Source organism: Staphylococcus devriesei (assembly GCF_002902625.1).
GTDB lineage: Bacteria > Bacillota > Bacilli > Staphylococcales > Staphylococcaceae > Staphylococcus > Staphylococcus devriesei.
In genome coordinates this window covers 1-13,999 of record NZ_PPRG01000010.1, presented here as the reverse complement: position 1 = coordinate 13,999, position 13,999 = coordinate 1, and the positions used below count along the sequence as shown (strand labels likewise).

Here is a 13,999-nt window from a genome sequence, read left to right as displayed (position 1 = left end):
TAATATTATAGTATTAAAAGTTTACTACATAATTAAATAAAATTCATATAGAAACTAGGTATTTTAACTTTCGTCATGTAAAATAAGAGATAAGTATAAATAAAAAGGGGTCGCAGTAAACATGAAAGATTCGAAAGAACTTAAACTTATGACAGTAGATGACGCTGTTGCTCAAATAGAGAACAACATGGTGATAGGTATCGGCACAGGAAGTACGATTGAACTGCTTATTCCTAAAATTGCTGAACGTATTCAGCTTGAAGATTTAAATATTACGGGTGTATGTACATCTAATAAAAGTGCTTATATTGCTAAACAGTTAAAAATACATGTTGTAGATATCAATGATGTCGACCATGTAGATTTAGCAATAGATGGAGCGGATGAAGTAGATCCTAACCTAAATCTTATAAAAGGTGGCGGCGGCGCTCTATTTAGAGAAAAAGTCATCGATGAAATGGCCACACGATTTGTTGTTTTAGCTGATGAAAGTAAACTTGTGGACTATTTAGGACAAAATTTTAAATTACCAGTGGAAGTAGATAAATTTAATTGGCTACATATCGCTAAAAATATTGAATCAAACTTCAATATTTCAACAGAACGTAGAATGAATGATGATGTACCATTTATTACGGATAATGGAAATTATATTTTAGATTGTAAGTTACATGAACAACTAGACCCTTATAACCTTCATGAATTTCTAATACATCTTACTGGAGTTTTAGAAACAGGCTATTTCTTAGATATTACTAAACAAGCTATTATTGGAACACAACAAGGTGTTAGAACAATCGATAAATAAGGTTAAAATAAATATCCCAAAATGACGAGACCTTTAACGCGTCATTTTGGGATATTTCTATAAGGACAGGGCATAAATCTTAATATGATAAGTTTTATACCGTGGTTCCTAATTTAAATTATTTATCGCTTTTTGTATTAGATGCATTGCTTACATCGTTAATTTCATCTTTAACATTCTCTACTACTGAAGAATGTCTATCATTCTCATATGGAGTATTTTGCTTAAGGTCTTCGGTTGAAGGTGCCTTCTTATCATTTTGCGTATGATGTTGATTAGTATCTTCAGTATTTTTATCGTGAGAATTAACGCTACTTTCATCTTCGTCATCATTGATGTGATCTAAGTAATTATTAGGTTCAACTTCATCTAAGGAACGATTAGTTGTTTTATAAATAATAAAGCGAATAATTAAGCTTAGAATGATGTAGATAATACCAATAATCGTTGTACTTAAGGCAATTACTTTCATAGAGAATACATCGCCAACTTCTTCACTAAATAAGAAAACTTGAGCGAACGACATAGCTGCATGGAAGATAACTGCAATATAGATAGTACGACCATTAGTAGCTCGAATTAATTCACCAACAACAATTGAGAACATGAATGTATAAAGGAAATGATATCCAGCATATTCCATGCCATATGTTGTATTAATTGTCCAAATCGAATAGATTAAACCAACGATAATAGAAGCAAAGAATACATTCACTTTATTTTCAACAATATTTTGCAAATATGAACGGAAACCAAATTCCGCAAAGAATGCCATTAAGATATGACCAAGAATAATTGCTGGCACTGATACTGATAAGTCAGTAGCCTGTAATAAAATAAAACTATCAGCAAATGCATTAAAACTAAACATACCTACAATAAAAATAAGTAAAGGTAAAATTAATGCAAGTAGCATACGTTCAATAACTCTTATAGAGATTGAAAATTTTAAACCAGCTAATTGTGCACGTTTATCTTTAAAAGCAACAATGCAAATAATTGCTGCAATAAAAGGTGCTAAATTGGTAAGATTAAATACAAATCTTTTAATACCGACTGAAGCTTGAAAATCTCGTAAGATTAATGATAACGCCATTGTAACAACAAAGAATACAAATATTGTTAGCGCCCATTGGAATCCTGAAATACGATTAGTCTTCATTTATGTAACCTCCATTAGGGTGACCGTAAAAACTCTTTCTTTAATATTATACATATTACAAGGGGATAAATAAATTGTCCATTTTAAATATCATTAAAATGTAATAGTCTTGAATTATTTTCATGTAATTGAAAACAATTTTTAATGTCTTAATTAATTCGTAAAGGGTATCAAAAGAATAACAAGAATATTTCGAAAATAACTTTTAATGTGTAGTATGATTAAGGTGTAGAGGTAAACCTAAAGAATAAAGAGACTGTTTGCAACTAATATGAAGTAGGGGGCAACGATATGTATACACAAGGTAATCCAAAACTATGGACTGGCAGAATAGATAGTGAAACAGATCCAAAACAATTTAAGCATTTTCAAACTGTAGAGTTTGCTAATTTAGAAAAAATGAAAGTTAGCGGTGATAAAACAGGTGTGGGAATGTTGGGTTACGCCGTAGATAAAGGGATTGAATTAAATAAAGGGAGAATAGGTGCTAAAAATGGGCCAGATGCTATTAAGCAAGAATTTGCTAAACTTCCAGATTTAAGCGAATGTGAATCGTTAATTGATTACGGTAATGTTGAACATACTGATGGCGAACTGAGTAGTACGCAAGAAGAAATGGCCAAATTGTCAGCGCAAGTGATTAAACAACATAATCAAACGTTTTCAATTGGAGGCGGACATGATATTGCATATGCTCAATATTTAGCTACAAGACATGTTTATCCAGATGCTTCGATTGGCATTATTAATATTGATGCGCATTTCGATACCCGCCCAGATTCAAAACCAACTTCGGGTACAATGTTTAGACAAATTTTAGACCATGATGACAATACCAATTATTTAGTATTAGGCTTAGCACAAGGTGGAAATACGCGTTCACTATATGACTATGCAAATGAAAAGGGCATCATCTATGTGTATGCAGATGAGCTATTACAACAAGTCTCTCCTAAGATTAAAGACAAAGTAGAACGTTTTATTCATGATCATGACACAATTATGTTCACGATATGTATGGACGTTATTGATAGTGCTTTTGCACCAGGCGTTAGCGCGCCAAGTGTATTAGGTTTATATCCGCACGATGTGTTTGATATTAGTAAACGCGTTATTTTAAGTGAAAAAGTGTCGTCAATCAGTATTGCAGAAACTAATCCGCATTACGATATTGATAATCACACATCTAAATTAGCTGCTAATTTAATCCATCATTTCTTAGTTTAAGAAATATATTTTGTTTATTGAAAAAGGGGATGAGAATGTATGACAAATTATACCGACTACGTCAACTGGAGACGTACTTTCCATCAATATCCTGAAGTATCAAATAACGAATTCGAAACAACAAAGCGTTTAAAACGCATATTAGAAGCGTATCAGATTAAAATTATTGATATTCCTTTAGAAACTGGCTTTGTAGCCGAAATTGGCCATGGTGAAACATGTATTGCAGTCCGTACAGATATCGATGCTTTGCCTATTCGTGAACAAGTAGAACATGAATTTACGTCTACGAATACCGGCGTGATGCATGCATGTGGACACGATATTCATATGGCTAGTATTTTAGCTGTAGCGACGACGTTAAAAGAACAAGAAGACAAATTAAATGGACGTGTAAAGTTTTTATTTCAACCTGCCGAAGAGATAGGTTGTGGTGCTAAAGCGATGGCTAATACTGGTGTGCTTGATGATGTGAAAGCCATCTTAGGATTTCATAATTATCCAATATTAAATATAGGAGAGTTTGCAATTAAATCAGGGGCTATTACCTCAGCAGTAGACCGTTTTGAATTTAAAATTCATGGTAAAGGTGCACATGCAGCTAAACCAGAACAAGGTAACGACCCGGTAATAGTTTTAGGACAACTTATTACTAGTTTACAAACGATTGTAAGTCGTAATATTTCAGCGTTTGATAGTGCGGTAGTGACAATTGGAGAGGTGTCTTCTGGAAACACGTGGAATGTAATTGCAGACAATGCTTATGTCCAAGGTACAGTTCGCTCGTTTAAGCCAGAAGTTCAAGCCTATATTGAACAACGTTTACGAGATACTGCGAAAGGGCTTGAGCAATTATTCAATGTAGAAATTGAAATGATTTACACACATCTTCCAGGTGTTGTGATAAATGACGATTATTTAACGCAACAAGCGAAACAAGCAGCCGAAACAGTAGGCTATAATGTTATAGAGCTAGATAATCCATTAACAATAGGTGAAGATTTCTCTGGATTATTGGAGGAACATCCTGGTGTCTTTGCATTTATAGGTTCTAATAGTGCTTATGATTTACATCATCCTAAATATGACCCTGATGAGCGTATTTTGGAAAAGGTCCCAGAGTATTTTATTACGTTGATTCAACAATTACTTGATGAGTATTCATGATGTCTGTCTTTTATACACTTTATACTACTTAAATATTTAAAATAAGGGTCTGCATTTTCATAAAATGATTAAACTACTTTACTAAATGGGTAAACTAGAAGAGATTATTTTTAGGAGATGATTTAACATGGGCGCACAAGATCCTAGAACAAAATTTAAAACTTCAGATTTTGAAAAACAAGAACAAGCTTTTCCAGGGTTACAATCAGAAATGTCACCCGAACCTGATTGCGGTGAAGAATCATATATAGGGCATAATCGCTTGCTAGATTATAAGATATTAGTTACTGGAGGCGATTCGGCAATTGGACGTGCAGCGGCAATTGCTTATGCGAAAGAAGGCGCGGACGTTGCACTTAATTATCTTCCTAGTGAAGAACAAGATGCTCAGGAAGTAAAAGCGGTAATTGAGAAAGCAGGACGCAAAGCAGTATTAATTCCTGGTGATGTAAAAGATGAACAATTTAACTATGATTTAGTTGAACAAGCTTACCGTGATTTAGGTGGCTTAGATAATGTTACTTTAGTCGCAGGTCATCAACAATATCATGAGAAATTAGAAGAATTTGATACTGAATCCTTTAAAACAACGTTTGAAACAAACGTTTATCCAGTATTTTGGACTGTTCAAAAAGCATTAGAATACTTACAACCAGGAGCGTCTATTACTACGACTTCATCTGTACAAGGTTATAATCCAAATGCGCTTCTTCATGATTATGCAGCTTCAAAAGCAGCGATTATTTCACTTACGAAAAGTTTCTCGGAACAACTCGGTGAAAGAGGAATTCGAGTAAATTGTGTAGCTCCAGGACCATTCTGGGCACCATTACAAATTATTGGAGGACAACCACAGTCTGCACTCCCAAAATTCGGTCAAAATACCCCATTAGGTAGAGCAGGCCAACCAGTAGAAGTAGCTGGCACATATGTACTATTAGCTTCAGAAGATGCAAGCTATATAACTGGTCAAGTATACGGTATCACTGGCGGTACACAAATTGATTAATTGAATAGTTAAACCAACGCGAGGGTAAGATAAAAGCTCTCGCGTTTTTACATTAATTAAGGAGGATGCATGAGATGAAACAATTTAATCCAGAACAGTTATCAGATATTCAAAATTATAAATTATTAAGTGGATCGGTCATTCCAAGACCTATTGCATTTGTAACGTCTAAAGACCATGAAGGTACATTAAATGCAGCACCATTTAGTTTCTTTAATGTCGTCAATAATGCGCCACCAATGATTGCTATTGCTGCACAACGTGCTGATGGAGAACGAAAAGATACAGCGGTCAATATTGAACAAACGAAAGAATTTGTAGTACATATCACGGATGAAATGAATGTGGAAGAAATTAATAAGACAGCAGCACCACTTGAAGCGGGAGATAATGAATTAGACCACACGGCTTTAACCCTTATTAATTCTGAAATTGTTGATACTCCAGCTATAAGAGAAGCAAAAGTTCGCTTTGAATGTAAGTTAAATCAAATTGTCGTATTAGGTTCTGAAGAAAACGGTGCTGATTTAATAATAGGTGAAGTGGTGATGTATCATATCGAAGATGAAACTTACTTTGAAGATAGTAAAATTAATCCAAATGAACTTAAACCTGTCGCGCGTTTGGCTGGGAATGACTATGCTAAGTTAGGAGAAACATTTACAATTCAACGTCCTGAATCGTAGAATATAAAGATGGCTCAACATAGATAAATGTAGTTTTCATATAATTTAGTTGACGTCAATATAAGAATCTTGTAACTTTAATTATAAATTCACTTTTTAGGAAAGTAGGTAAAGTATGGAAGAAAAGAGGAAAGGCAATGCTTGGGCGTTACTTCCTTTAGTGTTATTTATTGCACTATTTTTAGGCGTCGGCGCAGTTACAGGTGATTTCACAAATATGCCCCTCAATGTGGCAATTACGGTTACCGTTATTGTAGCTTTATTGATGAATAGAAAAGAAAGATTTGCCGATAAAGTTGAAGTATTTACGAAAGGGGCCGGGCATTCTAATATCATCTTAATGGTATTTATTTTTATTTTAGCAGGTGCCTTTTCAACGACTACTGAGAAGATGGGTGGAGTAGAATCCACTGTAAACCTTGGTTTATCATTAATCCCTCAAAATTTAATTATTGTAGGGTTATTTATTATATGTATGTTTGTCTCTATTTCTATGGGGACATCGGTTGGGACCGTAGCAGCTATCGCACCTGTAGGATTTGGTTTCGCACAAGCTACGGATATCTCGGCAGCTTTAGCTATGGGTACTGTAGTAGGTGGCGCTATGTTTGGCGATAATTTATCTATGATTTCAGATACTACAATTGCAGCAGTACGTACTCAAAAAACTAAAATGAGCGATAAGTTTAAAGTCAATTTTTGGATTGTGTTACCAGGTGCGATTTTAACAATTATTGTGCTATTCTTTCTAACTAATGGTGTGACCATTGATCATTCGAAAAGTTACGACTATAACTTAATTAAAGTTATCCCTTATGTATTAGTATTAATTTTAGCGCTTATAGGCGTAAATGTTATTATTGTATTAATTGGTGGAACATTTCTTTCTGGAATGATAGGTTTATTCGACCATTCATTTAATTGGAAAGGTTTATTGAAAGCTATATCAGAAGGTATTATTGGCATGGAAGATATCGCTATTATTGCATTACTTATCGGCGGACTAGTCGGGATTATCCAGCACAATGGTGGTATTGAATGGTTACTTAATTTTGTGAGGGCAAGGGTGAAATCTAAACGTGGTGCTGAGTTTGGTATTGCTAGTTTAGTAAGTGCAGCAGATATTTCGACAGCGAATAACACTATATCGATTATTATGGCTGGACCATTAGCTAAGAATATTGCAGATGAATATGATGTAGATCCACGTAAGTCAGCCAGTCTATTAGATATTTTTGCTGGTTGTTTCCAAGGATTGTTGCCTTATAGTCCTCAAGTGATTGCGGCAGCAGGTGTAGCTAGTATTTCACCATTTAGTGTTATGCCATACTGTATTTATTCAATATTATTAGGTGTATGTGGTATTTTAGCTATTGTCTTCCGCTTCCCACGTGCAAAACCTAAAAATACTACAAAAGAAAGTACCAACGCATAGGTAAAATAGCTTAATTTTTGAAAATAGAAAAATAATTTAAAGATTTTAATAGTTGAAAGTTTGGCACTATTTATAAATGCGTTAAAATAGAAGTAAGAGCGAAAGTAGGTGAAACAAGTGGCAAAGTATAATGTGGAAAATGAACATGTAGAAATTCATATCGAGCGTTTATTAAAATATTCACCAGAACTCGTGTATAAAGCGTGGACGGATGCTGATTTATTAAAACAATGGTTTATGACGTCGCAACGTACCAATCAAACCTTCGATGTAGACATGCATGAAGGTGGTGTTTATCGTATTGTTGACTCACGAAATGGTAAACAAAATATCATTCAAGGAACTTATGAAGAGTTAGTTGATAATGAGTATATAAAGATGACGATTGGTATGCCTGAATTGAGTAACCATGAAGATGTGATAGAAGTTGAGTTTGAAGAGCGTGAGACTGGTGGTACACAAATGTTTTTCTTTTATCAATCATTAGTTGAAAGAGAACGACGCTTAACAACATTAGAATATAAACAAAAGAAAAAAGAGTATCATGATTCTACAGTGCATGGTTTAGAGTTAATGTTTGATAAAATGCACCAAGTATTAGAACAATATGTAGAAGATAATGATTTGTTAAAATAATGTATTAAATAAGGAGCGAGAACAGAAATCTAATGTATTAGGTCTCTGTTTCGCTCCTTTTTTAAACTCCGTATTGATGGCTTGCTTTCCTAGGGAGCGGCGACAGAAATCTAGGGAGCGGCGACAGAAATCTAATGTAATTTCCAAGATTTCGTCGTCCCGCCCCGGCAAGGTTGACTAGGAATGAAGAAAGTGAGGTTCGAACGTCTCTTTATTTCAGACAACTACTGCCAGGTCGAGCCGCGGTCTTGACGCTCATCTTATTCCCTCAGGAGCCTCGCCTACAATACTACGTTGCTTTTCTTTTATAATTTAAAAGTTAGCATGTAGAATAACTCACTTAATTAAAAAATATTAGTTTAGCATAGTTCGCCTTTTTCTTTACGTTCATTGTATTTTCTTAATAGTGTTTCAAAGAAAATATGATAATTAATGAAACTTGAATAATCTGTGCCGTCGTAGAGATAAAAAGTATTACTTGAGACATAAATGTTGTAGTTTGCTTTTTGAGCTAATGTATTATCTTTCATAGTTGTCACAGAAATAAAGTACTTTTGGCGTAACTGCAATAGATTGGTTACTTCTGTAAGTTGATACGTTTCACCTGATAATGAAATGATGAAGAATAAATCCTCATCTACCGAACGATTAAGTACCATTTTAAGTTCGTGAACATCATGTAGCACAATAATATTCTTATGCATCGTAAGTAAGATACGTTGTGCTTCTTCAGCTACATTTTTCTGTGCGCGTCCAGTACCATATAAATATACAGTAGAAGCATTATTAATTTTATCTGTGACTAAGTTATAGTCAATACGGTCTAAATATGTAAATGTTGTTTCTATTTCTTGTTTAAAAGCATCCATAGAGTCAGTAGGAAGTTGACTTAGATTTTCACTTTCAAATTTGAGATAAGATTTGAAATCACTATACCCATCAAAACCAAGCTTACGAGTGAAACGATGAATTGTAGCATTTGATGCGTGGGTATAAGCAGAAAGCTCATGTATTTTTAAAGTCTTACATTTACTTACATTCGTATTAACGAAATGAGCTATTTGAAGATCGTTATCGTTTAATTTATTGAAGTTGGCATTTACTCGTTCATCTAATAACACAAAAACACCTCATATTTTTTTCTTGAAAAAATTTTCACTTACAGAAAACATAAACCGATTATACAAAAATATTTCAAAATCAGTCAATGGCATTGTATATATGAAAGCGTTTACTATAATAAATATAAAGAGTTAAACGATTATTAATTCATATATTAATCATTGTTAAATAATATAGAAAAGAGAATATGGGGGTAAATATATGAACGCTATTAAACGGTTTGGGAGTGCGATGATTGTCCCTGTATTAATGTTTGCATTCTTTGGGATTGTATTGGGATTTGCAACATTATTTAAAAATCCAACGATTATGGGCGGACTAGCAGATGATCATACGTTTTGGTTTAAGTTCTGGTCAGTAATTGAATCAGGTGGTTGGGTAATCTTTAATCATATGGAAATTGTCTTTGTAGTAGGATTACCATTATCCCTGGCTAAAAAAGCACCCGGACATGCTGCATTAGCTGCATTAATGGGTTACTTAATGTTTAACACATTTATCAATGCTATCTTAACGCAATGGCCACATACGTTTGGCGCCAATTTAGAAAAAGGCGTTGAAAATGTTACAGGTTTAAAAGCCATTGCTGGTATTGAAACATTAGATACTAATATTTTAGGCGGTATCATTATTTCAGCTATAGTGACTTGGATACATAATAGATTTTACAGTAAAAAATTACCTGAAATGTTAGGTGTGTTCCAAGGATTAACATTCGTAGTAACTATTTCATTCTTCGTAATGTTACCAATTGCCGCAATTACTTGTGTGGTATGGCCAACAATTCAAAATGGTATCGAATCAATGCAACACTTTATTATAGCTTCAGGTTATATTGGAGTTTGGTTATATCATTTCTTAGAACGTGTATTAATTCCAACAGGTTTACATCACTTTATTTATGCGCCAATCGAAGTCGGACCAGTTGTAGCAAAAGACGGTCTAAAAGCAGAATGGTTCAAGCATTTAACTCAATTTGCTGAAAGTAGCAAACCATTAAAAGATCAATTCCATTATGGATTCATGTTACAAGGAAACGGTAAAGTCTTCGGTGCAATTGGTATCGCTTTAGCGATGTATACAACTACACCAAAAGCAAATCGTAAAAAAGTAGCAGCGTTACTTGTACCAGCTACATTAACAGCAGTTGTTGTTGGTATTACTGAACCATTAGAATTTACGTTCTTATTTATAGCGCCGTATTTATTCGTTATACATGCATTATTAGCAGCGACAATGGATACAATTATGTATGGTTTCGGCGTAGTAGGTAACATGGGCGGTGGCTTACTAGACTTTATCGCGACAAACTGGATTCCATTAGGTCAAAATCACTGGTTGACTTATGTTGCCCAAGTAGTGATTGGTTTAATCTTCTCTGGTATTTATTTTGTAGTATTTAGATACTTGATTTTAAAATTCGATATTCCTTTACCTGGACGTCGTGCTGAAGAAGAAGTGAAACTATTCTCTAAAAAAGATTACAAAGCGAAAAAAGGCGAAGACGGTACACCTGCTTCAGACTTTAAACCAAGTAATGAATATGAAGCGAAAGCACAATATTACTTAGAAGGTTTAGGTGGAAAAGAGAATATCAAAGATGTTACAAACTGTACAACACGTTTACGTTTGACGGTCAATGATGAATCTAAAGTAGAAGACAGTGGTTACTTTACACATGAGCAAATGTCTCACGGTTTAGTTAAAAGTGGTAAAAATGTTCAAGTAGTTGTAGGTATGACAGTGCCTCAAGTACGTGAAGCGTTCGAACATTTAGTATACGATGAGAACGATAAAGCATAATAGCAAATATAGTAAAGATTAATAAATAAATTCCAAAATTATAGGAGACGTAAAAGTGATTTCTGATTAAATTCACTTTTACGTCTCCTTATATATTAATACTATTCGATTATCCGTTTTTTATTATTATCGTTATTTTATTAAGATATATGAGCTTTATGAATGACACGTGTTTTATATGATGCAGATAGGATATCAATATTACGACATGCGATTGTTTGTAGTAATTGTGTAAATACCGCAGGTGCACAGCACACGCTTGCACAATTGTTGTTTAATGTATATTTAATATCGTAATGGTTAGAGAAATATGTCATAATATCAATCACTTTATCTTTAATGAAAGCATCTTGGAGGCCATCAATCGCTAAGTCAAAGCGCTTAGAAGATTGATATGATTGTTCTGTATCTAATAAAGTATTTAAACGTTTTGGAGAAAGAATTTGATAAATCGAGAATTGATAAAAACTTAGAAAGCTAATTAAGTATGGTAACTGTTGTTTAGGTAAGCTTACTTCTAAGACTGGAATATTATCGTGTTTTGTTATTGAATATTGAAATGAGTCGCAAAATTTAACGTCTTTGCAAACTTTGAGTAAATGTTTTCTTGTAGATCTGGATTTTAAACCTACAATATTTAAAATGTAAGTTTCAAATTTATCTAACAACATGCAATGACCTCCTATTTTTTAAACGTATCTACAGCATAAGCTATGTTGTCCCATAAAATCGTGCACCGTTCTTTTATACACACTGATTGTATCACTCTTTTTTAATATTATCACTAGGACTTTTGAACGAGCTTTAATTTAATTATTTTGTAATATAATCTTAACTCATTTTAAACTCGAGAATTAATTATATATTAATTATTTTAAATTTTCAGATAAGTTATTGAGAATAATTTTACCTATGATAATCTTTGATTATTATTTCTTTTAAAAGGGGCAGAAAAAATGTTAAATAAGTTTAGTCAATTTGCTACAGTACATTTCAGCCCGTTAGCAGCCGTGCCAGGAGCAATATTTAGCTTCGTCCATAATGTTTCTGGTCCTATTTTAGCTAAGTACTGGTCTAAACACTAATGTTTGAAAATGAACATGAAAAGCATTAATGACATATGTTAAACTTAATTGTAATTGTAGAAATTAAAGGAGTAAGCAAATGTATAAAGCAGTTGTATTTGATTTCGATGGTACCATTATTGATACAGAAAAACACCTATTCGAAATCATCAATAAACATTTAACGCACCATCAATTAGCGCCTATTTCTTTAGAATTTTATCGTAGCCACATTGGTGGACATGCTCGTGGTTTACATAATTATCTTGAAGAAGCACTTGGTCTTGAAAATAAACAAAATATATATGATGAACATAATAATACGAGTCATGAATTAGATATTATTGATACAGTCTATACACTGATGAAATATTTAAAACAGCATCATATTCCAATGGCAATAGCAACAAGTAGTTATCGAGAAGAAATTTTACCTACATTTAACGCACTTAGACTAGATGAGTTTATAGATGTGATAGTAGGGCGAGAGGATGTAGAAGCGGTTAAACCTAACCCAGAATTATATTTAACAGCCGTACAACGCTTGAATTATTCCCCAGCGCATTGTTTAGCTATAGAAGATTCTGTTAATGGGGCTACAGCAGCAATGAATGCTGGATTAGACGTCATTGTTAATACGAATGAAATGACTGTAGAACAAGACTTTTCAAATATTTCTTATATTGGTAGAGATATGAGCTTTAATGAAATTATTACGTGTTTCTTTGAAAAAGATAAGGAGTAGTATAGATGTCTTGGCAAATTATTATATTCTTTCTAGCTGGGCCAATTATTATAGGTATTGGTAATTTAGTACTCGGACCCATTTTTAAAAAGCACATTCCCTTTAGAGTTCAAGTACGCTCATTTGTAGTTGGAACCATTATTTATTTAATTTTGGCAATGATAGGATACTTCCTACTATTACAAGGAAGAATTTAAAACATGAATAGAATATTTGAATTTTAAAAAGCGTAGAGATGATTCAATCATGAATCACCTCTACGCTATTATCTTGGGAATTATCTCCCATTCTCATTTTCTATATAATTATTTTTAAAATAACTGTTACGACTAATAATACGATAAGAATTAAATCGATACCAACCATGACTGTATATCGAGTAGCCTTTTGCCCTTGCGCTTTATTTTGTTTCATAGCGCTATAGTTTGGAATTAAACTTAGAAATAATAACACGATAATTAAAATAATCCCAATAGTAATGGTCATTATTTAGTACCTCCATTTCGCTTTTCCATCCATTCCCAAATAAAACCAGCTATGATACCTACGATTAGACCGCTAATTAAACTAATTTTCACAGTGAAAAATAATCCACCAATAATTAAGAAGACTACTAAAGCGATGGGCAACGTAATACCAAATTTAAGTTTACGTTCATCAGAATTAAATATTGAAAATACTACTATATAAAGTATAAAAAAAGCAACAGTAGCTATTAATGATCTAATTGATAATGGGCCAATAGTATCATGATGCGCACTAAAATAATTTAATAGGAAGAATAGCACTCCAAAAATAAGTGATATTTTGGCGCTCTTTTTTACTAACTTTTGCATTTAAATATGCTCCCTTAAATAATCTATCAAAAGTATATCATATTCTAATTTCTACTTTGACTTATATTCGTAAGACAACATTAAAAAAAGCGACCAACTATTCAAAATTGAAGAAGAAAAATTGAAAAACGTATAATTTCTTTCAAAAAAATTATTTGGATATTTTGACTCTTTAGCACGCTAAAATGTTGTAAAATCAACGTTTTTTAAAAACGCCAAAAATATAGTTGTAACAGTATTGGAAGCGATTTCAAAAATTTGTAAAAATTATGTTTTAATTTTGTCAAATTATAGTATAA

General features: G+C 33.0%; 15 protein-coding genes and 1 pseudogene. 11 read left to right on the top strand and 5 right to left on the bottom strand.

What is annotated here, in order from left to right:
* Nucleotides 1-121: 121 nt before the first annotated feature.
* Nucleotides 122-808 carry a ribose 5-phosphate isomerase A gene (locus CD147_RS01840; RefSeq protein ID WP_103165747.1) on the top strand — a complete coding sequence of 229 codons (687 nt, stop codon included), beginning with the start codon at nt 122-124 and terminating at the stop codon, nt 806-808.
* 118 nt (nt 809-926) lie between these two features.
* On the opposite strand, the gene sdpC is transcribed toward CD147_RS01840, so the two are convergent.
* Nucleotides 927-1,970 (bottom strand): peptidoglycan release complex CPBP-like subunit SdpC, encoded by a 1,044-nt coding sequence (gene sdpC, locus CD147_RS01835; RefSeq protein ID WP_103165746.1) that lies wholly within the window; start codon nt 1,968-1,970, stop codon nt 927-929.
* 291 nt (nt 1,971-2,261) lie between these two features.
* Here sdpC and hutG point away from each other — a divergent pair, with 291 nt between their 5' ends.
* The 6 genes from hutG (at nt 2,262) to CD147_RS01805 (ending at nt 8,130) form a co-directional block, all read left to right on the top strand.
* Entirely contained in the window at nt 2,262-3,197 is a 936-nt protein-coding gene (gene hutG, locus CD147_RS01830; protein ID WP_103165745.1) for a formimidoylglutamase, read from the top strand.
* Nucleotides 3,198-3,236: 39 nt separating this feature from the next.
* Complete coding sequence (locus CD147_RS01825) at nt 3,237-4,364, top strand: amidohydrolase (RefSeq protein WP_103165744.1); 1,128 nt, start codon at nt 3,237-3,239, stop codon at nt 4,362-4,364.
* Nucleotides 4,365-4,491: 127 nt separating this feature from the next.
* Entirely contained in the window at nt 4,492-5,373 is an 882-nt protein-coding gene (locus CD147_RS01820) for an SDR family oxidoreductase (protein ID WP_103165743.1), read from the top strand.
* Between the two features lie 74 nt (nt 5,374-5,447).
* The gene (locus CD147_RS01815; protein ID WP_103165742.1) at nt 5,448-6,059 is read left to right on the top strand and encodes a flavin reductase family protein; all 612 of its coding nucleotides are present in this window, start codon (nt 5,448-5,450) and stop codon (nt 6,057-6,059) included.
* A gap of 115 nt (nt 6,060-6,174) precedes the next feature.
* The gene (locus tag CD147_RS01810; RefSeq protein WP_103165741.1) at nt 6,175-7,494 is read left to right on the top strand and encodes a Na+/H+ antiporter NhaC family protein; all 1,320 of its coding nucleotides are present in this window, start codon (nt 6,175-6,177) and stop codon (nt 7,492-7,494) included.
* 117 nt (nt 7,495-7,611) lie between these two features.
* On the top strand, nt 7,612-8,130 hold the full coding sequence (locus tag CD147_RS01805) for an SRPBCC family protein (protein ID WP_103165793.1): 519 nt from the start codon (nt 7,612-7,614) through the stop codon (nt 8,128-8,130).
* Nucleotides 8,131-8,489: 359 nt separating this feature from the next.
* Here CD147_RS01805 and CD147_RS01800 read toward each other — a convergent pair whose 3' ends face one another.
* Complete coding sequence (locus CD147_RS01800; protein ID WP_103165740.1) at nt 8,490-9,251, bottom strand: MurR/RpiR family transcriptional regulator; 762 nt, start codon at nt 9,249-9,251, stop codon at nt 8,490-8,492.
* A gap of 202 nt (nt 9,252-9,453) precedes the next feature.
* Here CD147_RS01800 and CD147_RS01795 point away from each other — a divergent pair, with 202 nt between their 5' ends.
* On the top strand, nt 9,454-11,055 hold the full coding sequence (locus CD147_RS01795; protein WP_103165739.1) for an alpha-glucoside-specific PTS transporter subunit IIBC: 1,602 nt from the start codon (nt 9,454-9,456) through the stop codon (nt 11,053-11,055).
* A gap of 140 nt (nt 11,056-11,195) precedes the next feature.
* Here the strand turns inward: CD147_RS01795 and CD147_RS01790 are convergent, their stop codons facing one another.
* Complete coding sequence (locus tag CD147_RS01790) at nt 11,196-11,726, bottom strand: hypothetical protein (RefSeq protein ID WP_103165738.1); 531 nt, start codon at nt 11,724-11,726, stop codon at nt 11,196-11,198.
* A 309-nt stretch (nt 11,727-12,035) separates the two neighbouring features.
* Between CD147_RS01790 and CD147_RS01785 the strand changes: the two are divergent.
* From CD147_RS01785 to CD147_RS01775, 3 genes and pseudogenes are all read left to right on the top strand, one after another.
* Nucleotides 12,036-12,140, top strand: a pseudogene (locus CD147_RS01785) (bile acid:sodium symporter family protein); the annotation flags it as partial.
* A gap of 79 nt (nt 12,141-12,219) precedes the next feature.
* Entirely contained in the window at nt 12,220-12,864 is a 645-nt protein-coding gene (locus tag CD147_RS01780) for an HAD family hydrolase (protein ID WP_103165737.1), read from the top strand.
* A gap of 5 nt (nt 12,865-12,869) precedes the next feature.
* On the top strand, nt 12,870-13,061 hold the full coding sequence (locus CD147_RS01775; RefSeq protein WP_103165736.1) for a hypothetical protein: 192 nt from the start codon (nt 12,870-12,872) through the stop codon (nt 13,059-13,061).
* 100 nt (nt 13,062-13,161) lie between these two features.
* On the opposite strand, the gene CD147_RS01770 is transcribed toward CD147_RS01775, so the two are convergent.
* Nucleotides 13,162-13,350: a hypothetical protein gene (locus tag CD147_RS01770; protein WP_103165735.1), complete on the bottom strand. Its 189-nt coding sequence runs from the start codon at nt 13,348-13,350 to the stop codon at nt 13,162-13,164.
* Nucleotides 13,350-13,700 carry a hypothetical protein gene (locus CD147_RS01765; RefSeq protein ID WP_103165734.1) on the bottom strand — a complete coding sequence of 117 codons (351 nt, stop codon included), beginning with the start codon at nt 13,698-13,700 and terminating at the stop codon, nt 13,350-13,352. The genes CD147_RS01770 and CD147_RS01765 overlap by 1 nt, the downstream gene beginning before the upstream one ends.
* Nucleotides 13,701-13,999 lie beyond the last annotated feature (299 nt).

Bases quoted from the DNA above. Each gene is read 5' to 3' on its own strand.
- CD147_RS01840 (WP_103165747.1), top strand. From the start codon at position 122: ATGAAAGATTCGAAAGAACTTAAACTTATGACAGTAGATGACGCTGTT.
- sdpC (WP_103165746.1), bottom strand. From the start codon at position 1,970: ATGAAGACTAATCGTATTTCAGGATTCCAATGGGCGCTAACAATATTT.
- hutG (WP_103165745.1), top strand. From the start codon at position 2,262: ATGTATACACAAGGTAATCCAAAACTATGGACTGGCAGAATAGATAGT.
- CD147_RS01825 (WP_103165744.1), top strand. From the start codon at position 3,237: ATGACAAATTATACCGACTACGTCAACTGGAGACGTACTTTCCATCAA.
- CD147_RS01820 (WP_103165743.1), top strand. From the start codon at position 4,492: ATGGGCGCACAAGATCCTAGAACAAAATTTAAAACTTCAGATTTTGAA.
- CD147_RS01815 (WP_103165742.1), top strand. From the start codon at position 5,448: ATGAAACAATTTAATCCAGAACAGTTATCAGATATTCAAAATTATAAA.
- CD147_RS01810 (WP_103165741.1), top strand. From the start codon at position 6,175: ATGGAAGAAAAGAGGAAAGGCAATGCTTGGGCGTTACTTCCTTTAGTG.
- CD147_RS01795 (WP_103165739.1), top strand. From the start codon at position 9,454: ATGAACGCTATTAAACGGTTTGGGAGTGCGATGATTGTCCCTGTATTA.
- CD147_RS01790 (WP_103165738.1), bottom strand. From the start codon at position 11,726: ATGTTGTTAGATAAATTTGAAACTTACATTTTAAATATTGTAGGTTTA.
- CD147_RS01780 (WP_103165737.1), top strand. From the start codon at position 12,220: ATGTATAAAGCAGTTGTATTTGATTTCGATGGTACCATTATTGATACA.
- CD147_RS01775 (WP_103165736.1), top strand. From the start codon at position 12,870: ATGTCTTGGCAAATTATTATATTCTTTCTAGCTGGGCCAATTATTATA.
- CD147_RS01770 (WP_103165735.1), bottom strand. From the start codon at position 13,350: ATGACCATTACTATTGGGATTATTTTAATTATCGTGTTATTATTTCTA.
- CD147_RS01765 (WP_103165734.1), bottom strand. From the start codon at position 13,700: ATGCAAAAGTTAGTAAAAAAGAGCGCCAAAATATCACTTATTTTTGGA.